Source organism: Micromonospora sp. WMMD956 (assembly GCF_029626125.1).
Classification (GTDB): Bacteria; Actinomycetota; Actinomycetes; order Mycobacteriales; family Micromonosporaceae; genus Micromonospora; species Micromonospora carbonacea.
In genome coordinates this window covers 5,939,432-5,957,764 of the sequence record NZ_JARUBI010000005.1, presented here as the reverse complement: position 1 = coordinate 5,957,764, position 18,333 = coordinate 5,939,432, and the positions used below count along the sequence as shown (strand labels likewise).

17 protein-coding genes are annotated in these 18,333 nt (G+C 75.0%); 9 read left to right on the top strand and 8 right to left on the bottom strand.

Features of this window, described 5'->3' with window-relative positions; translation table 11 throughout:
* Position 1: 1 nt before the first annotated feature.
* The 5 genes from O7628_RS26090 to O7628_RS26070 form a co-directional block, all read right to left on the bottom strand.
* Entirely contained in the window at positions 2 to 1,123 is a 1,122-nt protein-coding gene (locus O7628_RS26090; protein WP_278134520.1) for a 3-dehydroquinate synthase II, read from the bottom strand.
* 22 nt (positions 1,124 to 1,145) lie between these two features.
* On the bottom strand, positions 1,146 to 1,913 hold the full coding sequence (locus tag O7628_RS26085) for a 2-amino-3,7-dideoxy-D-threo-hept-6-ulosonate synthase (RefSeq protein WP_074477911.1): 768 nt from the start codon (positions 1,911 to 1,913) through the stop codon (positions 1,146 to 1,148).
* Between the two features lie 506 nt (positions 1,914 to 2,419).
* Positions 2,420 to 3,043, bottom strand: a complete 624-nt coding sequence (locus O7628_RS26080; protein ID WP_219825047.1) for a DUF2238 domain-containing protein — start codon at positions 3,041 to 3,043, stop codon at positions 2,420 to 2,422.
* 161 nt (positions 3,044 to 3,204) lie between these two features.
* Positions 3,205 to 3,402, bottom strand: a complete 198-nt coding sequence (locus tag O7628_RS26075) for a DUF397 domain-containing protein (RefSeq protein WP_278134516.1) — start codon at positions 3,400 to 3,402, stop codon at positions 3,205 to 3,207.
* Positions 3,399 to 4,307 carry a helix-turn-helix transcriptional regulator gene (locus tag O7628_RS26070; RefSeq protein ID WP_278134514.1) on the bottom strand — a complete coding sequence of 303 codons (909 nt, stop codon included), beginning with the start codon at positions 4,305 to 4,307 and terminating at the stop codon, positions 3,399 to 3,401. The genes O7628_RS26075 and O7628_RS26070 overlap by 4 nt, the downstream gene beginning before the upstream one ends.
* Positions 4,308 to 4,432: 125 nt before the next feature.
* Here O7628_RS26070 and O7628_RS26065 point away from each other — a divergent pair, with 125 nt between their 5' ends.
* The 4 genes from O7628_RS26065 to O7628_RS26050 all read left to right on the top strand — a co-directional run bounded on the left by O7628_RS26065 (position 4,433) and on the right by O7628_RS26050 (position 7,587).
* The gene (locus O7628_RS26065) at positions 4,433 to 4,777 is read left to right on the top strand and encodes a hypothetical protein (protein ID WP_178064520.1); all 345 of its coding nucleotides are present in this window, start codon (positions 4,433 to 4,435) and stop codon (positions 4,775 to 4,777) included.
* Positions 4,778 to 4,976: 199 nt separating this feature from the next.
* Positions 4,977 to 6,248 (top strand): sensor histidine kinase, encoded by a 1,272-nt coding sequence (locus tag O7628_RS26060; RefSeq protein ID WP_278134512.1) that lies wholly within the window; start codon positions 4,977 to 4,979, stop codon positions 6,246 to 6,248.
* Complete coding sequence (locus tag O7628_RS26055; RefSeq protein ID WP_278134511.1) at positions 6,236 to 6,895, top strand: response regulator transcription factor; 660 nt, start codon at positions 6,236 to 6,238, stop codon at positions 6,893 to 6,895. The genes O7628_RS26060 and O7628_RS26055 overlap by 13 nt, the downstream gene beginning before the upstream one ends.
* A gap of 59 nt (positions 6,896 to 6,954) precedes the next feature.
* A complete protein-coding gene (locus O7628_RS26050; protein WP_278134510.1) occupies positions 6,955 to 7,587 on the top strand; it encodes a hypothetical protein in 633 nt (210 codons plus the stop codon).
* Positions 7,588 to 7,744: 157 nt separating this feature from the next.
* On the opposite strand, the gene O7628_RS26045 is transcribed toward O7628_RS26050, so the two are convergent.
* A complete protein-coding gene (locus tag O7628_RS26045) occupies positions 7,745 to 9,391 on the bottom strand; it encodes an MDR family MFS transporter (protein ID WP_278134509.1) in 1,647 nt (548 codons plus the stop codon).
* Complete coding sequence (locus O7628_RS26040; RefSeq protein ID WP_278134508.1) at positions 9,388 to 9,882, bottom strand: MarR family transcriptional regulator; 495 nt, start codon at positions 9,880 to 9,882, stop codon at positions 9,388 to 9,390. The genes O7628_RS26045 and O7628_RS26040 overlap by 4 nt, the downstream gene beginning before the upstream one ends.
* A 110-nt stretch (positions 9,883 to 9,992) precedes the next feature.
* Here O7628_RS26040 and O7628_RS26035 point away from each other — a divergent pair, with 110 nt between their 5' ends.
* Both O7628_RS26035 and O7628_RS26030 read left to right on the top strand, forming a co-directional pair.
* A complete protein-coding gene (locus tag O7628_RS26035) occupies positions 9,993 to 10,598 on the top strand; it encodes a TetR/AcrR family transcriptional regulator (RefSeq protein ID WP_278134507.1) in 606 nt (201 codons plus the stop codon).
* A 310-nt stretch (positions 10,599 to 10,908) separates the two neighbouring features.
* Positions 10,909 to 13,023 (top strand): cellulose binding domain-containing protein, encoded by a 2,115-nt coding sequence (locus O7628_RS26030; protein WP_278134506.1) that lies wholly within the window; start codon positions 10,909 to 10,911, stop codon positions 13,021 to 13,023.
* 93 nt (positions 13,024 to 13,116) lie between these two features.
* On the opposite strand, the gene O7628_RS26025 is transcribed toward O7628_RS26030, so the two are convergent.
* Positions 13,117 to 13,464 carry a helix-turn-helix domain-containing protein gene (locus tag O7628_RS26025; RefSeq protein WP_074478001.1) on the bottom strand — a complete coding sequence of 116 codons (348 nt, stop codon included), beginning with the start codon at positions 13,462 to 13,464 and terminating at the stop codon, positions 13,117 to 13,119.
* Between the two features lie 166 nt (positions 13,465 to 13,630).
* On the opposite strand from O7628_RS26025, the gene O7628_RS26020 reads away from it, so the two are divergent.
* From O7628_RS26020 to O7628_RS26010, 3 genes are all read left to right on the top strand, one after another.
* On the top strand, positions 13,631 to 14,527 hold the full coding sequence (locus tag O7628_RS26020) for an NAD(P)-binding domain-containing protein (RefSeq protein WP_278134505.1): 897 nt from the start codon (positions 13,631 to 13,633) through the stop codon (positions 14,525 to 14,527).
* 125 nt (positions 14,528 to 14,652) lie between these two features.
* Positions 14,653 to 16,449, top strand: coding sequence for an ABC transporter ATP-binding protein (locus O7628_RS26015; protein WP_278136406.1), 1,797 nt, complete (start codon positions 14,653 to 14,655; stop codon positions 16,447 to 16,449).
* Positions 16,446 to 18,179, top strand: coding sequence for an ABC transporter ATP-binding protein (locus tag O7628_RS26010; protein ID WP_278134504.1), 1,734 nt, complete (start codon positions 16,446 to 16,448; stop codon positions 18,177 to 18,179). The genes O7628_RS26015 and O7628_RS26010 overlap by 4 nt, the downstream gene beginning before the upstream one ends.
* Positions 18,180 to 18,333: the final 154 nt, after the last annotated feature.

The following is an 18,333-nucleotide window of genomic DNA, read 5'->3' as shown; positions in this document are numbered from 1 at the left end:
CTCAGTTCTCCTTGATCGATTCGCTGACCGGGATGCCCACGTGGCGGCCGGGCACGGCGGCGATCGCCAGCATCCGGTCGCCGACGGCGATGGCGGTGCAGTTGGTCACCGCGCCGGCCGCGTCGAACAGCCGCACGTGCCAGTCGTCCTGCACGATGGTGTTGATCGTCGAGTCGCCGATGCGGCACTCGATCAGGCGCAGCGGGCGCATCTCGGTCTTGATCCGGCCGACCAGGACGGGACGGGCGCGCCCGGCGGTGTTCACGGCGAGGACCTGCTCGCCGGCGCTGAGGTCGGTGATGTACGCGGTGCGCCCGGCGGGCGTCCACACGTAGGAGTGCACCGCGCCGGCGTTGACCCGGAAGGGCCGCAGGTTCATGTACGGCAGGTAGTGCACCTCGGCGCAGACCAGCAGCCCGCCCGAGGAGGTCGAGCCGACCAGGATCCCCTCGTCGGGCTCGAACAGGTCGGTCGTGTCGACGCAGCCGCGCATGCCCATGCCGATGGACCGCACCGCCGTCACCTCGGCCTCGACCAGGTCGAGCTGCTCCGTGCGGCGCTCCAGCAGCTCCCGGGCCAGCCGCACCACCTCGCCGGGGGTGGAGACGCGCAGCAGCATCGCGTCCGGGCCGTGCTGGAGCACCCCGCGGGTGACCAGGGCGTCCACGGAGTTGTGCACGCGCTTGACGACCGTGGTGCGCTGCGACTGGGCCTCGGCGACGATGAGCTCCAGCGGGATGTTCGTCTCGTCGGCGAAGCTGACCAGCAGCACGTCGACGTGGCCGAGGGCCGCCACGGCCTCCTGCATCGTCTCGGCGTCGGTGACGTCGATCCAGCGCCCCCGCCGCCAGCGGCCCCCGTGCGGCACGGCGGCGAGGGTGGCCTGGTCGGCGGCGATGACGGTCAGCGCCCGGGCCGGGTCGAGCTTGTCGAGCTGGGCCGGCTCGGTGACGAGCACCGCCACCTCGACCCGGTCGGGCACGGCGCTGTCGGGCACCGCGTCCGGCGGGACCATGACGCCCCGGACGGGCGCCTGGACGACCGCCGCCACCATGTCGGGCAGGCCCTCGCGCAGGTGCGACAGGTCGCACCAGAGCGGGATCAACGCGTCACTGTCGGACACGGTCGTGCCTCCTTCGTCGGGGTCAGCCGGGGTTGTTGGCGTGCACCAGCGCGTGCAGGTCCGCGAGGGCCCGCTCGGGCGCGGCGTGCTGCTGCACCTTGCGCCCGATGCAGACGCCGGCCGCGCCCGCCGACAGGGCGTCCTTCACGTCGAGCAGGACGTCCTCCCAGGAGTCGGACGGCTCGCCGCCGGCCATGACGACCGGGGCGAAGCAGCCGTCGACGACCGTGGCGAACGAGTCGGCGGAGCCGGTGTAGGGGACCTTGACGATGTCGCTGCCCAGCTCGGCCGCCGCGCGGGCGGCGTGGGCGATCTTCTCCGGGGCGGCGGCGGGGTCAACGCCGGCGACATACACCATCGCCAGCAGCGGCATGCCCCACTGGGCGCACGCTCCGGCGAGCTGGGCGAGGTCGTGCAGCATGTCGGTCTCCTCGGGCACGCCGAAGGTGACCTGCGCCGACACGGCATCGGCCCCCGTCCGGACGGCCTCGACGACGTCGCCGGTGAGCTTCTTGACGTGCCCCCGGCCTGACAGGGCGGTGCCGGCGGAGAGGTGCATGACGACGCCCGTGGACCGGGCCGCCTCGGCCGGCACCCGCCGCAGCACCCCCCGGTGGCCGATGATGCCGTTCGGCGCGCCCGCCAGCAGCCGGCCGAGTTGGGAGTCGATCGCGTCCAGCCCGGCGATCGGGCCCATCGTCACCGGCTGGTCGATCGGCATGAGCACGGTGCGCCCGCTGGTCGGACCCCACAGCCGCCGCAGCCGCCGCTCACGACCCGTTGCCTCCATGTGTGCCTCCTTCAGGCGGACGATGGCCCGGACCCGGGCGACCGCGGACTCGCGTGGTGGGCCAGGACGTGCGTGGACGGCCGGCCATGGACGCACTGGTGGGGGCGGGGGCCTCACCCGCCCGGGGGACGCCCGCTCAGGGGGCCGGCACGGCCGGGTCAGGTGTCGGGGCCGGGGCTGCCGGCAGCCGGCGCGGGCCGCGGCCTCGCCGTTCCCCCGTGTGAGTCAGCATGGTGGGTAGCCAACCGCCCGTCGTATCCGATTCGAGTCGCCGCCACATCCGCAAAGCCCGGCAAGCATTGCGGGACATTTGCCGGCGTCAGTGTAGCGAGGATCAGGACGCGCGACACCCCTTAGTCTCGACCCCTAACATCGGCGCAGCCGCCGCGGCACGACACACCAGCCAACAGATCGACATCGAACATTTGTCGACATGACGCCCGTCAATGACAGCGGTAGTCTGAGCAATGCCGGTAAACCATTCGGCCGCACACCGGCGGCGGGGTTCAGCCGCGCGCCGCCGGTGGCGGAAGCTGCCGGTCGTGCAGCCGGCTGAGCAGGGTCAGCGACGTGATCGCGCCGAGCAGCGCCAGGAACATGTCCCACTGGGTGTCCCAGACGTCGCCCTGGGTGGCGAGGAAGTCGTCGGCGGCCGAGCCGCCGGCCACCGCCGCCCACCACTCGATCATCTCGAAGAAGGCGCTGAAGGCCAGGCAGGCGCAGACCACGAGCGGGGCGAGCCAGCGGCTGCCCCGCAGCGGCGAGCGGCGGACCAGGATCTCCCGGACCAGGATGGCCGGCACGAAGCCCTGCGCGAAGTGCCCGAGCCGGTCGTACGGGTTGCGGGACAGGTCGAACAGGTCGCGCGCCCAGTCGCCCAGCGGGGTGCGCGCGTACGTCCAGTGCCCGCCCGCGATGAGGATCAGCGCGTGGGCCGCGAGCAGGCAGCACAGCAGCGTGCTCAGCGGGAAGCGCCGCCAGGTTAGCAGCACCACCGGCACGCCGACGATCACCCACACCGTCTCCAGCAGCCAGGTGAGCCGGTCGTACGGCCGGATGCCGGACGCCACCAGCGCCACCAGGACGAGGGCCAGCAGTGCCGGGGGAAGGACCGCACGCGCTCGGGACACCGACGACCGCCTGTTCGGTTGGGCCAGGCCGGCAGCCGCCGGTCGGTCGCCGACGATATCCCCTGCTGATCGGTCACTCAGCGGCAGGGCGGCGGGGCGCCGGGGTCGGCGGCAGGGCGGTTCCGCGCCGGGGTCAGCGGCAGGGCTGGCGAGCGCCGGGGTCAGCGGCCCGGGGCGGAGCCCGCCTTCAGAGCGGCCACGAAGCCGCCCCACGCCGCCGGGCCGAAGGCCAGGGCCGGGCCTGCCGCGTCCTTGGAATCGCGCACGCCGACCGCGTCGCCGCCGAGCCGCACCTCCACGCAGTTGGCGTTGCTGGAGCTGCGGGACGACTTGCACCAGTCACGACGAGAAGCGCTCACGTCATCTCCTTGGCGATGCGGCGGATCAGGTCGACGGACTCGTCCGAGCCTAACGCGAGTTCCCGGGTCTCGGCGAAGGTGACGAGGTAGTCGGTCACCCGCACCGACTGGTCGACGATGTCGATGGAGGTCAGGATCTCCTGCCAGACCAGGTCGGGCAGCCGGGGCGAGGGAAACGACAGGATCTCGAACGGCCCGCCGAACGCGGGGTGCGCCCCGGCGCTGAACGGCAGCACCCGCACCTCGATCTGCTCGGGCCGCTCGGTGGCCAGCCGGACGAGATGGTCGAGCTGGCGGCGCATCACCTCCGGTCCGCCGACCTGCTGGCGCAGCGCGCCCTCGCTGAGCAGGGCGGACACCCGCAGCGGGTGCGCGCCGTCGAGACGCGCCTGCCGGGCCATCCGCACGGCCACCCGCCGCTCGACCTCGGTCAGCCGGATCGTGGTGGTGCCGCCCCGGATCACCGCGCGGGCATATTCCTCGGTCTGCAACAGGCCGTGGATCGCCTCCGGGTGGAAGCTGCGGATGTGCTCCGCGCCGGCCTCGTAGCCGAGGAAGCGCAGGAACTCCGCCGGGAAGAGCTGCGCGTACTCGTGCCACCAGCCGCGCCGGGCCGCGCCCGCCCGGAGCTGCTCCAGCTCGGCCGCGTCGTCGGGCTCGAACTCGTACGCCTCGATCATCTGCGCCAGCCGGCGGGCGGGCAGCTTGACCCGGCCCGACTCCACCCCGGAGACGTACGCCTGGATGATGCCGATGGCGCGACCGGCCGCCGCCGCGGTGAAGCCGACCTCCTCGCGGCGCTGGCGCAGCCGGATGCCCAGCTCCCACGCCTGCACGACCGGCGACGACTCCAATTGCGACAGCGCCGCGCGCGGACCGGACGGCCCCGGGGATCCTGCGGCCATGCTTCCTCCTTCGTCGACCAGCGACATCGACCACGAGTATTCAGTCCGACACGCTTGATATCAAGCTCCCCGCCGTGCATTCTCAGGAACATCAGTCAGGCCGTCGATGGCGAGGGAGCAGCACCATGTCGTACGCGGGTCGGTGGGTCCACCAGGAGGAGAAGGTTCCGCACGCGTTCTCGCTGTGCCGGGTGCTCGACGCCGGCACCTTCGAGCAGTCCTACGACCTGCTCGGCGTCGTCCAGGTCACCGTGGACCGGCGGTATCCGCAGCAGCTACCCGCCAACCTGCGGCCGTGGGCGCTGGCCACCCTCGCCACCGGCGGATACGGCTTCGGCCGCTTCTACGCCGCGTACAGCACCCTCGACGACGACGGCGAGCCCGACCGGGCCCTCGCCGAGGAGTACATCGACTGGTCCGGCACCGGCGTCCTCGCCCCGGCGCAGCCGGACGCCGCCGGGCCGGCCTGATCCCGCCAGGCGGGCGGCACCGGTACAGCAGGCACTACTTTCCGGCCCCGACGGTGCCGCCGGCCCGCCGCCGTGCCCTACTGTCGCTGCTGTCCCACCGGGACGCCCTGCTGTCACGGCCGCGCCACGGGGCACCCTGCTGTCGCTGCCCTCCCCGGGGGGCAGTGCTGTCGCTACCGTTCCACGGGAGGAGGCGAGAATGCCGCCGGACGAGCACGACCCGCCCGGCGGGGCCGCGGCCCGCCGGTGGGCGCCCGCCGCCCGGGTCCGCCTCAGCGTCGACGCCCTGGAACGCCTCGTCGGCGGGCTCGGCACCGCCGTCCTGGCCCTGTCCACCCTGGCCCTGCTGACCGTCACGGCGCTGGCCTGCCTGGTCGGCGTGGGCCTGCCGGCGGTGCCGTACGCGCTGCGGGCGCTGCGCGCCGTCGCCGACCGGGAACGCGACAGGCTGTCCCGCGCCGGCCCGGTCATCGCCGCCGGGCTGCCGACGCCGCAGACCCTGCGGTCCGCCGTGGCCGACCGGACCGTCCGGCGGGAGGCGCGCTGGCTGGTCACGCACGCCACCCTGGGGCTGTTCCTCGGCCTGCTCGGGCTGACGCTGCCGATCAACGTGCTGCGCGACGGCACGTTTCCGCTCTGGTGGCGGCTGCTGCCGGCGGGCGAGGCGACCTCGGCGCTGGGCTTCCCCGTCGTGACCGACACCGCCGGGGCGCTCGGGGTCGGCCTGTTCGGCCTCGGCTGGCTGGCCCTCGTCGGCTACGCCACGCCCACCCTGGCCCGCCTCCAGGAGCTGCCCGGCCGCCGACTGCTCCCACCCGACCCCGACGCCGACCTGGTGCTGCGCGTCGCCGAGCTGACCGCGACCCGGGCCGCCGCGCTCGACGCCCACGCCGCCGAGCTGCGGCGCATCGAGCGGGCCCTGCACGACGGCACGCAGAACCGCATCGTCGGCGTCACCGTGCTGCTCGGCGCGGCCCGCCGGGCGGTGACCCGCGACCCCGCCGACGCCGACGCCCTCCTGGAACGGGCGCAACGCGCCGCCGAGGACGCCCTCGCCGAGCTGCGCGCGGTCGTCCGTGGCATCCTGCCGCCCGTGCTCACCGACCGCAGCCTGCCCGACGCGCTGCTGTCGCTGGCCGCCACCTGCCCCGTCCCGGCCCGCGTCGACGCGGACGTGCCCGGCCGGTGCGCCGCCTCCGTCGAGGCCACGGCATACTTCGTGGCCGCCGAGGCGCTGACCAACGTCGCCCGGCACAGCGGGGCCCGACGGGCCACGGTGACCGTACGCCGCGTCGCCGACCGGCTGCGCGTCACGATCGTCGACGACGGTCGCGGCGGCGCGGACGAGCGCGCCGGTTCGGGGCTGTCCGGCATCCGGCGGCGCGCCGAGGCACACGACGGGAAACTGACCCTGACCAGCCCCCCGGGCGGTCCGACCACCGTGGAGGTGGACCTGCCGTGCGGATCGTGATCGCCGAGGACGACGCGCTGCTGCGCGAGGGGCTGGCGCTGCTGCTGCGCGCCGAGTCCCTGGACGTCGTCGCCACCGCCGACAACCCGACCACGTTCCTCGCCGCCATCGACACGCACGCCCCGGACGTGGCGATCGTCGACGTGCGCATGCCGCCGACCCACACCGACGAGGGGATCGTCGCCGCCGTCGAGGCCCGCCGCCGGCAGCCCGGCCTCGCCGTCCTGGTGCTCTCCGCGTACGTCGAGCAGGCGTTCGCCACCGACCTGCTCGCCCGGGGCGGGGCCGGGCTCGGCTACCTGCTCAAGGAGCGGGTGGGCCGGGTCGAGGAGTTCCTGGTCGCCCTGCGCCGGGTGGCCGGCGGCGGCACGGCCATCGACCCGGACGTGGTCGCGCAGTTGCTGGTCCGCAGCCGCCCCGACACCCGGCTGGACCGGCTCAGCCCCCGCGAGCGCGACGTGCTGGCGCTGATGGCCGAGGGGCTGGGCAACGCGGCCATCGCGGAGCGGCTCTTCGTCACCGACGGGGCCGTGCACAAGCACATCCGCAGCATCTTCGCCAAGCTCGACCTCCCGCCCACCGACCGCACGGACCGCCGCGTCGCCGCCGTCCTGCACTACCTCGACACCCCCGCCCCGCCCCCCTGACAGCCCCCGCCGTCGCGGTCGCCGGTGACGGCCGGAGCGGGGGTTCCTATGATCCGGTGATGGCGCTGCTGCACCGGGCGGAGATCCGCCCCACGAAGCTCGAACTCCTGTCGGCCTGGCTGCCCCGTCGCCCGTGGTTCGAGGGGGACGCCGCCGCCGGCGTCGAGCGCGTCGCGGCGTACCGCTTCGACGACCCCGCCGGGGAGGTGGGGATCGAGACGCTGCTGGTGCGGGCCGGCGACGGGCCGGTGCACCAGGTGCCGCTGACCTACCGGGGCGCGCCGCTGGGCGGGGCCGACGCGTGGCTCGTCGGCACCTGCGAGCACTCGGTGCTGGGGCCGCGCTGGGTGTACGACGCCTGCGGCGACCCCGTCTACGCGGCGGCCCTGGCCGGGGCGGTCCTCGCGGGCGCCGGCCAGGCGCAGGAGTACTTCGAGGTGGACGGCCGGCGCGAGGAGCGCCCACCGAGCATGGGGATCGCGGTCGACGGCGCGGGCCTGGCCGGCGTGCCGGGGATCGACGCGCTCGACGAGGTCGACGACGGCGATCCGGCCCGCATCCTCGCCGGCTCCGTCGAGCTGGCCGTCCTGCGGCGGGTCGGCGGCGACCCCGGCCTGCCCGGGGCCCGGCTGACGGGCACGTGGGAGGGGCAGCCGACGCCGCTGCCGCTGGCGTACGTGTCGCCGCGCTGACCCCGGCCGCCGGCCGAGCCGAGGCCGATCCGCCCGCGCCGACCCCGGCCCCGCCCGCCGCGCCGACGCCGGCCCGGACAACGGGCGGCAACCGGCCCGGACAGCGGGCGGGGCCACCGTCACCGGGCGGTGACGGTGGCCCCGGCATCGGGACGGGTCAGGGCCTGCCGACCGGCGGACGGCCGCTCCGACCGGCGTCGACGGCCACCTGGTCGAGGGCCGGCGCGCCGTCGACGGCGTCGGCGGCCACGGCGGCCGACCTGGCCGCGTCGGGCAGGTCGAGGCTGGTGCGCAGGGTGACCGGCCGGAGCAGGAGCGCCGCGACGACGCCGACGACGGCGATGGCCGCGGAGATCAGGAAGATGTGCCCGGTGGCGTCGCCGTACGCGGCCCGGATGATGTCGCGCACGGGCGCGGGCAGGACGTCGAGGTTGAGGCTGCCGCCGCCGGAGCTTCCGGAGACGGGGATGCCGGCGGCGGCGAAGTCGTGGGTGATCCGGTCGCCGACCCGGCGGGCGAGGACCGCGCCGAGCACGGAGACCCCGATGGTGCCGCCGAGGGAGCGGAAGAACGCGACGGTGGAGCTGGCCGCGCCGATGTCGCGCAGCGACACGGTGTTCTGCACCGCCAGGACGAGGTTCTGCATGGTCATGCCGACGCCGGTGCCGACGACGAACATGGCCACGCCGACCAGGACGAGCGACGTCTCGTGGTCGATGGTGCCGAGCAGGGCGAACCCGGCGACGAGGAGGATCGCGCCGACGACGATGTAGGGCTTGATCCGCCCGGTCCGGGTGATCATCCGGCCGGCGATGATCGACGAGCCGAGCACGCCGGCCATCATCGGGATGGTGAGCAGGCCGGCCTCGGTGGGGCTGTAGCCGCGCCCGATCTGGAAGTACTGGCCGAGGAAGACCGCGCCGCCGAACATGGCCATGCCGACGGCGAGGCTGCCGAGGATGGCCAGGGCGGTGGTGCGCTCGCGGACGATGCCGAGCGGGACGACCGGCTCGGCGGCCCGGGACTCGACCCAGGTGGCCAGGGCCAGCAGGAGCACCGATCCGCCGACCATGGCGGCGGTCTGCCAGGACAGCCAGGCGAACGAGTCGTCGACGAACGAGATCCAGATCAGCAGCACGCTGACGCCGGCGGCGATCAGGGCCGCGCCCAGGTAGTCGATCCTGACGTTGTCGCGGCGCACCGTGGGCAGGCGCAGGGTGAGCTGGAGCAGGACGAGCGCGACCAGGGCGACGGGCACCCCGACGAAGAAGCACCAGCGCCAGCCGAGCCAGGACGTGTCGACGATGAGGCCGCCGAGCAGGGGGCCGCCGACCGTCGCGACGGCCATCACGCCGCCGAGGTAGCCGTTGTAGCGGCCGCGCTCGCGCGGCGGGATCATCGCCGCGATGGCGACCTGGACGAGGGCCTGGAGGCCGCCGACGCCGATGCCCTGGAACGCGCGGGCGGCGATGAGCTGGCCGGCGGTCTGGGAGAAGCCGGCGACCACGGAGCCGGCGAGGAAGACGACGATGGCGACCTGCACCAGCGTCTTCTTGTTGAACAGGTCGGCCAGCTTGCCCCAGATCGGGGTGGTGGCCGTCGCGGTGAGCAGGGTGGCGGTGACCACCCAGGTGTACTGGGTCTGCGAGCCGTCCAGCGCCCCGATGATCTTTGGCAGCGCCGTCGACACGACGGTACTGCTGAGCATGGCGACGAAGAGCACCAGCAGCAGCCCGCTGAGCGCTTCGAGGGTCTGCCGATGGGTCATCGGCGCGGCTTCGGCCGTCGTGGTGGGTGCGCTCATCGCGCGGCCTCCAGGTTGTCGTTGTCTGCGGGGGCGGCCCCCGGGTCGGCCTTGCCGCCGAGGGCGGCCCCCAGGTCGCGGGTGAACCGGCCCAGCGCCGAGCACAGCGCCGCCACCTCGTCGGGGGTCCAGTCGGCGAGCGCCCGGTCGAGCAGGTCGCCGTACCAGCCGTAGGCGTCCGCGAGGGCCGCCCGGCCGGCGGGGGTGACGGTCAGGCAGCTCGCCCGCCGGTCGGTGGGGTCGGCCCGCCGCTCGACGAGGCCGTGTGCGACGAGCGCGGCGACGGCCCGGCTGACGGTGGACGGGTCGAGCCCGGTGTGCTCGGCCAGCTCGCGGGCGTGCGCCCCGACGGCGAGCTGCTCGATCTGGGTGAGCATGCCGACCAGCCCGAGCGGCACGGACGGCCGGTCGTCGGCACGCCGCTGCTTGATCAGCCGCACGCTCTTGAGCAGGTCGTACATCCGCACGCTCAGCTCCCGGGTGGTCTCCACGCCGCCCCCTCCCGCCGTGATGGTTGCTGCAAGCAACTATTCACCGAACGTGCGCACCGGGCAAGTTTGCACGTTGAGAAGTAAATCACCGGCCGCGTATCGTGACGCCCATGGACGAGGCCACCGGGCTGCGCGAACGCAAGAAGGCGGCCACCCGGCTCGCCCTGCACGAGGCCGCCCTGCGCCTCGCCGCCACCGAGGGGCCCGACCGGGTGACCGTCGAGGCGATCGCCGACGCGGCCAACGTCTCCCGCCGCACGTTCTCCAACTACTTCTCCAGCAAGGAGGAGGCGTTCTTCCACGGCGACACCGAGCGGCTGCGCCGGATGCGGGAGCTGATCCGCGACCAGCCCCCCGGCGATCGGCCCTGGACGGTGCTGAGCCGGGCGGCCGAGCGACTCACCGCCGAGGTGTACGGCGACGCCGACCCGGCCTGGCTGGCGCACCGCCGGCAGCTACGGGCGCACCCGAGCCTGCTCGCCCACCACCTCGCGGCGTACACGACGGTCGAGCGGGAGGTGGCCGCGGAGCTCACCTCCCGGCTCGCCGGCCCGGACGCCGCGCTGCGCTCCCGGGTCCTGGCCGCGAGCTTCCTCGCGGCGCTGCGGGTCGCCATCCAGCACTGGATCGACCACCCGGACGGCCCGCTGCTCGACACGATCCGCACCGCGCTCGCCGAGGCGGAGCCCGCCGCCGCCCCGCCCCGCCACGGCTGACGGCGGGCGCCCGGCACGACCGATGGCGACGCCCGGCACGCCCGGCAGCGCCGCGCCGCCGCGACCGGCGGCGCGTGCCGGCCCCGGCCCGCCGCGCCGGGCCGCACCGCCTTGAGCATCCGGGCGCGGCCGTGAGATTCTTGTGCGTCGATGACCAGCCACGCGCGGGGCTGACCGTCGTCCAATGGGCAACCGGTGGCCGGCGCGGCCTCCCGGGGGACGGCGACATCTGCGACCAACGCCAGATCAGTCCGTCCAGAGCCGCCCGCCGATCCGGCGGCGCTCTGCCCGTGGTCCACGAAGGAACAGCATGAACAACCCGAGCACGTACGGGTACCCACGCCACACCCCGCCGCCCCGCCGGCCCGGTCGACGCCGCTGGACGGCCCTCGCCGCGGGCGCCCTGCTCGCCACCGGTGCCCTCACCGCGATCACTCCCCCGGCCGTCGGCGCGGCCGCCGACCCGGTCGTCGTCACCGTCAACGCCAAGGCGGGGCTGGCCGGCGTGCCGAACACCGCCCTGGGCGTCAACCAGGCCATCTGGGACACGAACCTGGGCACGAACGAGACGTCGGACCTGCTGCGCGCGGCCGGCGTCCAGATGCTGCGTTACCCGGGCGGCTCGTACGCCGACATCTACCACTGGAAGGACCACACGGCGCCCGGCGGGTACGTGGCCCCGAACACCGACTTCGACACCTTCATGGCCGGCGCGAGGCGGGTCGGCGCGCAGCCGATGATCATCGCGAACTACGGCACGGGCACCCCCGCCGAGGCCGCCGACTGGGTGCGCTACGCCAACGTCACCAAGCAGTACGGCGCGAAGTACTGGACGATCGGCAACGAGAACTACGGCAACGGCCTCTACGGCTCGGCCTGGGAGGCCGACGACCACCCGGACAAGAGCGCGACCTACTACGCGAACCTGGTCGTCGACTACGCCGACGCGATGAAGGCCGTCGACCCGACGATCAAGGTCGGCGCGGTGCTGACCATGCCGGGCAACTGGCCCGACGGGATCACCGCCGCCAGCGACCCCGGCCCGTGGAACCAGGCGGTGCTGTCGATCGCCGGCCCGAAGATCGACTTCGTGGACGTGCACTGGTACCCGGGCGGCAGCGCCGCCGAGTCCCTGGCCCGCACCGCCCACGTCGACGAGGCGGCCCACCTGCTGCGCCAGCAGATCGCCAGGTACGCGGGGCCGAACGCCGCCCGCATCGGCATCAGCTTCACCGAGCTGAACGTCGACACCGGCCGCACCACCCAGCCCGGCGCGCTGTTCCTCGCCGACGCGTACAGCGAGCTGCTGGAGAACGGGGTGTTCACCGTCCAGTGGTGGAACGTGCACAACGGCATCGACAAGGTGTCGCAGGTGGCCGGCCACACCGACTACGGCGACTTCGGGCTGCTCTCCAGCGGCACCTGCACCTCCGACGGCACCGTCTGCGAGCCGCCGCTGAACACGCCGTTCGCCCCGTACCACGGGCTGTCCATGATGAACCTGCTCGCCGGGGCCGGCGGCCAGTTCGTCCGGGCCGGCACCGACGAGGCGCTGGTCACCGCGCACGCCGTGCGCCGGCCCGACGGCAGCCTCGCGGTCATGCTGGTCAACAAGGACCCGGACAACGCCCGCCCGGTCACCATCGACTACGCCGGGTTCGCCCCGTCGGCCGCCGCGCCGACCGTGCACACCCTCACCAACGGCGCGACCGCCATCGCCACCAGCCAGTCCGGCAGCGCGACCAGCCGCACCCTGCCGCCGTACTCGCTGACCACGCTGGTGCTGCGCCCGGACACGGTGGTCACCGGCGCGCCGGGCGCGCCCGCCCAGCCCGCCGTCGCCGACGTCACCGACCGGGGCGCGACGGTCTCCTGGCCCGCGCTGCCCCCGGCGGCCGGCGGGCCCCTCAAGTACGAGGTGTACCGGCAGAACGGCACGGTCAGCGAGCAGCTCGGCGAGACCACCGCCAGCTCGCTCGCGGTCGGCAACCTCGTGCCGGGCACCCGGTACACCCTCAACGTGCTGGCCCGCGACGGCGCGGGCCGGCTCTCCTGGTCGTCGCCGCCGGTGACCTTCACCACCGCCGGCCCGGCGGAGAGCACGTGCGGCGTGCGCCTGCGCGACACCAACGACTGGGGCAACGGATTCGTCGGCAGCCTCGACATCGTCAACAACGGCACGCACCAGATCGACGGCTGGACGCTCACCTTCACCTGGCCGACCACCTGGCAGCGGGTGGACAGCGGCTGGAGCGCCACCTGGGCGCAGAGCGGCCGGACCGTGACGGTCACCAACACCGCCGACAACGCGAAGATCGCCGGCGGCGGGGGCAGCACGAGCGCCGGCTTCGTCGGCGCGTACAGCGGCCCGAACGTCTGGCCCACCGCGTTCACCCTCAACGGCACCCCGTGCGCCGTGCTGTGACGCGCCCGCCGACCCGCCACGCCGGGGTCGGCTGACCGGCCGTCGCCGCCGGTGGGAGCCCCCGGGCCCCCGCCGGCGGCACCCGGCCGGACGTTACGGGACCGCCCGCGCCGGCACGTCGCCGACCGGCAGGTGCTCCCGCCCCCAGGCGCCGAGGGGTTTGAGCGCCTCGTTGAGCGCCCGCCCACCCGCCGTGAGGGAATATTCCACCCGCAGCGGCAGGTCGTCGAACGTCTCCCGCCGCACGATGCCGTCGGTCTCCAGCTCGCGCAGATGCTGGAAGAGCACCTTTTCGCTCACCCCGGGAATGAGCCTTCTCAGCTCACCGAAACGTCGGTGCCGGTCGCTGAGGGCCCACAGGATGACCACCTTCCACTTGCCGCTGATCACCTCCACCGCGGCGTCCAGCCCGCAGTGGGTGGGCCGCACCCGGACGCTCATCCGGCCGTTCCGCGGCCGGTCGACGACGTTCTCCCCGTGAATCCACACACGCCGACGAGTCTAACCACAATGGATGACCGGCGCGGCCACGCACTTTGCGGTAAGTGCTTGAGGCGCACGGAAAAGCGGTCCTACGCTTTCCCCGAAAATGCGAGGGGGAACAGACATGACCGACGAAAACTGTGTGCCCGTCTCGGTGATCGGCCTCGGCATGATGGGTTCGGCGCTGGCCGACGCGTACCTCAGGGCCGGCCACCGCACGACGGTGTGGAACCGCTCGGCGGCCCGGGCGGACGCGCTCGTCGGGCGGGGCGCGAGCCGCGCGGAGACGGTCGCGGACGCGGTCGCCGCGAGCGACGTCCTGGTGGTCTGCGTGACCGACTACCAGGCCCTGTACGAGATCCTGGAGCCGGTGGGCGCCGCGCTGCGCGGCCGGGTGGTCGTCAACCTCACCTCCGGCGTGCCCGACGACGCCCGCGCCGCCCAGCGGTGGGCGCGGTCGCTGGGCGCGGAGTACCTCGACGGGTACGTCATGGCCGTGCCGCCGGGCGTCGGCCTGCCCCAGACCCTGCTGTTCTACGGCGGCTCCCGGGCGGCGTTCGACGCGCACGGGCCGACGCTGCGGGTCCTCGGCGGCAACAGCGTCTTCATCGGCGAGGACCCGGGCACGGCGAGCCTGTACGACCTGGCGCTGCTCGGCATCCTGTGGTCGTCGTTCGCCGGGGCGCTGCACGGCTTCGCGTTGCTCGCCAGCGCGGGCGTCCCGGCCGGGGCGCTCGCGCCGTTCGCCGAGTCCTGGCTCACCCACGTGGTGGCGCCCGGCATCGGGCAGGCGGCCCGGCACGTCGACGCGGGCCGCTACGCGACCGACGTGTCCACCGTCGCGCTCAACGCGCTCGGCCTGGCCAAGATGGTGCAGGCCAGCGAGAGCCTGGGGATCCGGCCCGACGTGATGGTCCCGATCCGCGACCTGCTGCGGGAACGCGCCGAGGGCGGGCACGGCGACGAGGCGCTCGCCAGCATGATCGAGGTCATCCGGCGGGGCCCCGAAACGGGGCGGTAATCGGGCAGAGCGGTCGTTAGCCTGGGTCGGTGCCTCTCCGGATCCCCCACCCCGAGCCCGGTGTCCCCGACACGTCGGGGCCGCTGCGCTACATCTGGTGGCTGATCCGCTGCCAGCCGTGGCGGGTGCTGCGCGGCAGCCTGTTCGGGACGGTGTGGATGGTCGGGCTGTCGGTCCGCCCCTACCTGGTCGCCCGCGCCATCGACGACGGCCTGCGCGCCGGCGACCACCGGGCGCTGCTGTGGTGGATCTTCGCGATCGTGGCGGCCGGGTTCGCGCTGGCCTGGCTGGGCATCATGCGGCACCGCACGATGACGTTCATCCGGGAGGACGCCAGCGCCCGCTCCGCCGAGGTGCTGCTGCGCGCACTCGCCCACGTCGGCGCGGTGCTCCCCCGCCGGCTGGCCGCGGGCGACGTCGCCACCGTCGGCGGGTACGACATCGTGCGCACCTCGCACGTGCTGACCCTCAGCGGCCCCGGGGTGGGCGCGGTCATCGCCTACGGGGTCGTCGCCGTGCTGCTCTGGTCGGTGGATCCGCCGCTCGCGGCGCTGGTGCTGCTGGGCGTGCCGGCGATCGCGGTGTCCGTCGGGCCGCTGCTGCGCCGGCTCGAACGCGCGGAGTCGGCCTACCGGCAGCAGCAGGGCGAGCTGACCACCCGGGCCGACGACATCGTCGCCGGCCTGCGGGTGCTCGCCGGGGTCGGCGGTCGCCACCTGTTCGCCCGCCGGTACGCGGCCCGTTCCCGGGCCCTGCTCGGCGAGGGCTACCGGGTGGGCGCGGTGGCGAGCTGGATCGACGCGTTGACCCTCACCATCCCGGGGCTCTTCCTCGCGGCCGTGGTGTGGCTCGCGGCGCGGACGGCGGCGAACGGCGACATCACCGTCGGGCAGCTCGTCGCCGTCTACGGCTACACGGCCATCCTCGTCGTGCCGGTCTGGTTCCTGCTGGAGGGCGGCTACCTGCTCATCCAGGGGCGCGTCGCGGCCCGCCGCATCGTCGGCCTGCTGCGGCTGGCCCCCGACCGGGCGGGCGGGCCGGTGACCGCGACCGCGCCGCGCCAGCCGGCCGAGCTGCGCGACCCGGCCACCGGGCTGGTGGTGCCGCCGGGCCGGCTGGTGGGCGTCGCCGCCGACGACCCCGCCGAGGCCGCCGCCCTGGCCGACCGGCTCGGCCGGTACGTCGCCAGCGACGTGACCTGGGGCGACGCGCCGTTGGCCGGGGTCGACCTCGACGAGGTGCGCGCCCGGATCCTGGTCGCCGACCACGACGCGTACCTCTTCGCGGGCACCCTGCGGGAGATCCTGCGCGGCCGGGCGGCGGGCGGCCCCGCGCGCCCCGCCACGGCCGGCGACGACGCGGCCGGCACCGGACCTGCCCGCGACGAGGCGTCCCGCGACGACGCCGACGTCCGGGCCGCGCTGCACGCCGCGTCGGCGCAGGACGTGGCCGACGCGCTGCCCGCCGGCCTCGACACCCCGGTCGGGGCCCGGGCCCGCACGCTCTCGGGCGGCCAACGGCAGCGGGTGCGCCTCGCCCGGGCCCTGCTGGCCGAGCCGGAGGTGCTGATCCTCGTCGACCCGACGTCCGCCGTGGACGCCCACACCGAGGCGCGCATCGCGCAGCGCCTGCGCGCGGCCCGGGCCGGGCGCACCACGATCGTGCTGGCCACGTCCCCGCTGCTGCTCGGGCACGCCGACACGGTCGCGCACCTGAGCGCCGGCCGGGTCGTCGCCACCGGCACCCACGCCGACCTGCTCGCCACCGACCGGGGCTACCGCGCGCTGGTGTCCCGCGCCGACGGCGACGCCGACAGCGGGCCCGCCGGGGCCGTCGGGGACAGGACCGGCGGGGGCCGGGCGGCCCCCGAGGGCAGGGCCGCCGGCGACGGGCCCGTCGAGGCCGGGCGGGCACGGCGGTGACGAAGCTCCCGGTGGCGGGCCGGGCCGCCGTACGCCGGGCCGCCCTCGACCTGATCGCGCGCGACCGGCGGGCCGTGGCGGTCGTGCTGGCGCTGCACGTCGCCGCGACGGTCGCCGGGCTCGGCGTGCCGTGGCTGCTCGGCCGGGTCGTCGACGCGGTCACCACCGGCGCGGGCGTCGCCGCCGTGGACCGGCTGGCGCTGGCCATCGCCGCCTGCGTGCTGGCCCAGGGCCTGCTCTCCCGCTACGCGCAGTATGCGGGGCACCGGTTCGGCGAGCGGGCCGTCGCCCGGCTGCGCGAGGAGTTCGTCACCCGGATGCTCGCGCTGCCCGTGTCGGTGGTCGAGCGCGCCGGCACCGGCGACCTGGCCACCCGCAGCTCGGTCGACGTGACGACCGTCGGCACCACCGTGCGCGAGGTCGTGCCGACGGTCGTCATCGCCGGGACGCACCTGCTGCTGCTGTTCGCGGCGGTGTTCCTGCTCGATCCGCTGCTCGGGCTCGTGGCGCTGGCCGGGCTGCCGTCGATCTGGGCGGTCACCCGCTGGTACCTGCGCCGGGCCGGGCCCGCCTACCTCGCCGAGGGGGCGGCGACGGCGGAGCTGACCGAGGCGCTGACCACCACGGCGGAGGGCGCGCGCACGACCGAGGCGCTGCGGCTGAGCGCCGACCGCGTCGCGCACGGCACCGGGCGCATCGCCGGGGTGTGGGCGGCGCGGCGGGCCACGCTCGCGCTGCGGTCGGTGTTCTTCCCCGGGGTGGAGGGCAGCTACGCGCTGCCGATCGCCGCCGTGCTCGGTGTCGGCGGGGTGTTCCTGGCGCGCGGCACGGTCAGCCTCGGCGAGGTGGTCGCCGCCGCGCTCTACCTCCAGCAGGCGATCGACCCGCTGGACCGGCTGTTGCAGTGGGTCGAGCAGGCGCAGCGCGGCATCGCCTCGCTCGCCCGGGTCCTCGGGGTGGGGCTGGTGCCGCCGGAGCCGCGCGGCCGGGCCGACGCGCCGCACGGGCGGCGGCTCGTGGTGCGGGGCGCGCGGTTCTCGTACGCCGAGGGGCACGAGGTGCTGCACGGCATCGACCTGGCGGTCGAGCCCGGGGAACGCCTCGCCGTCGTCGGCCCCTCGGGGGCCGGGAAGTCCACCCTGGCCCGGCTGCTCGCCGGGATCGACGCCCCGCAGGAGGGGGTGGTGAGCCTCGGCGGCGTCGCGGTCACCGACCTGGACCCGGCCGAGCGACGTCGCCGGATCGCGCTCGTCACCCAGGAGCACCACGTCTTCCTCGGCTCGCTGCGCGACAACCTCGCGTTCGCCGCGCCGGACGCCACCGACGAGCGCATGCGCGCCGCCCTGGACACGGTCGGCGCGGACTGGCACGCCGACCTGCCCGACGGCCTCGACACCCAGCTCGGCGACGGCGCAAGGGGCCTCGGCGCGGCGGAGGCCCAGCAGTTGGCGCTGGCCAGGCTGGTGCTGGCCGACCCCGACACGCTGATCCTCGACGAGGCGACCGCCGCACTCGACCCGACGACGGCCCGGCGCACCGAACGGGCGCTCGCGGCGGTGCTCGCCGGGCGGACCGTCATCGCCATCGCGCACCGGCTCAACACCGCGCACGACGCCGACCGGGTGGCGGTGCTGGAGGACGGCCGGATCACCGAGATCGGCGGCCACGACGAGCTGGTCGCCGCCGACGGCGTGTACGCCTCCCTGTGGCGCTCCTGGCACGGCTCGTGAACCCCGACCGCCGACGCGGCTGCTGAAGCCGGAACACCTGCGCGCCGGGTGAAACCTGAGGCCGGCCCGGGGCGTCACACCCGGGCGGGACACCGTCCGGCGGCGCCGTCCGGCGATCCCGCCGGGGTGGGTATCGTCCAGCAACCATCATCCA

Excerpts from the sequence above, each read along its gene's own strand:
- O7628_RS26020 (WP_278134505.1), top strand. The coding sequence starts at position 13,631 with ATGACCGACGAAAACTGTGTGCCCGTCTCGGTGATCGGCCTCGGCATG.
- O7628_RS26050 (WP_278134510.1), top strand. The coding sequence starts at position 6,955 with ATGGCGCTGCTGCACCGGGCGGAGATCCGCCCCACGAAGCTCGAACTC.
- O7628_RS26035 (WP_278134507.1), top strand. The coding sequence starts at position 9,993 with ATGGACGAGGCCACCGGGCTGCGCGAACGCAAGAAGGCGGCCACCCGG.
- O7628_RS26065 (WP_178064520.1), top strand. The coding sequence starts at position 4,433 with ATGTCGTACGCGGGTCGGTGGGTCCACCAGGAGGAGAAGGTTCCGCAC.
- O7628_RS26085 (WP_074477911.1), bottom strand. The coding sequence starts at position 1,913 with ATGGAGGCAACGGGTCGTGAGCGGCGGCTGCGGCGGCTGTGGGGTCCG.
- O7628_RS26030 (WP_278134506.1), top strand. The coding sequence starts at position 10,909 with ATGAACAACCCGAGCACGTACGGGTACCCACGCCACACCCCGCCGCCC.
- O7628_RS26025 (WP_074478001.1), bottom strand. The coding sequence starts at position 13,464 with ATGAGCGTCCGGGTGCGGCCCACCCACTGCGGGCTGGACGCCGCGGTG.
- O7628_RS26070 (WP_278134514.1), bottom strand. The coding sequence starts at position 4,307 with ATGGCCGCAGGATCCCCGGGGCCGTCCGGTCCGCGCGCGGCGCTGTCG.
- O7628_RS26045 (WP_278134509.1), bottom strand. The coding sequence starts at position 9,391 with ATGAGCGCACCCACCACGACGGCCGAAGCCGCGCCGATGACCCATCGG.
- O7628_RS26060 (WP_278134512.1), top strand. The coding sequence starts at position 4,977 with ATGCCGCCGGACGAGCACGACCCGCCCGGCGGGGCCGCGGCCCGCCGG.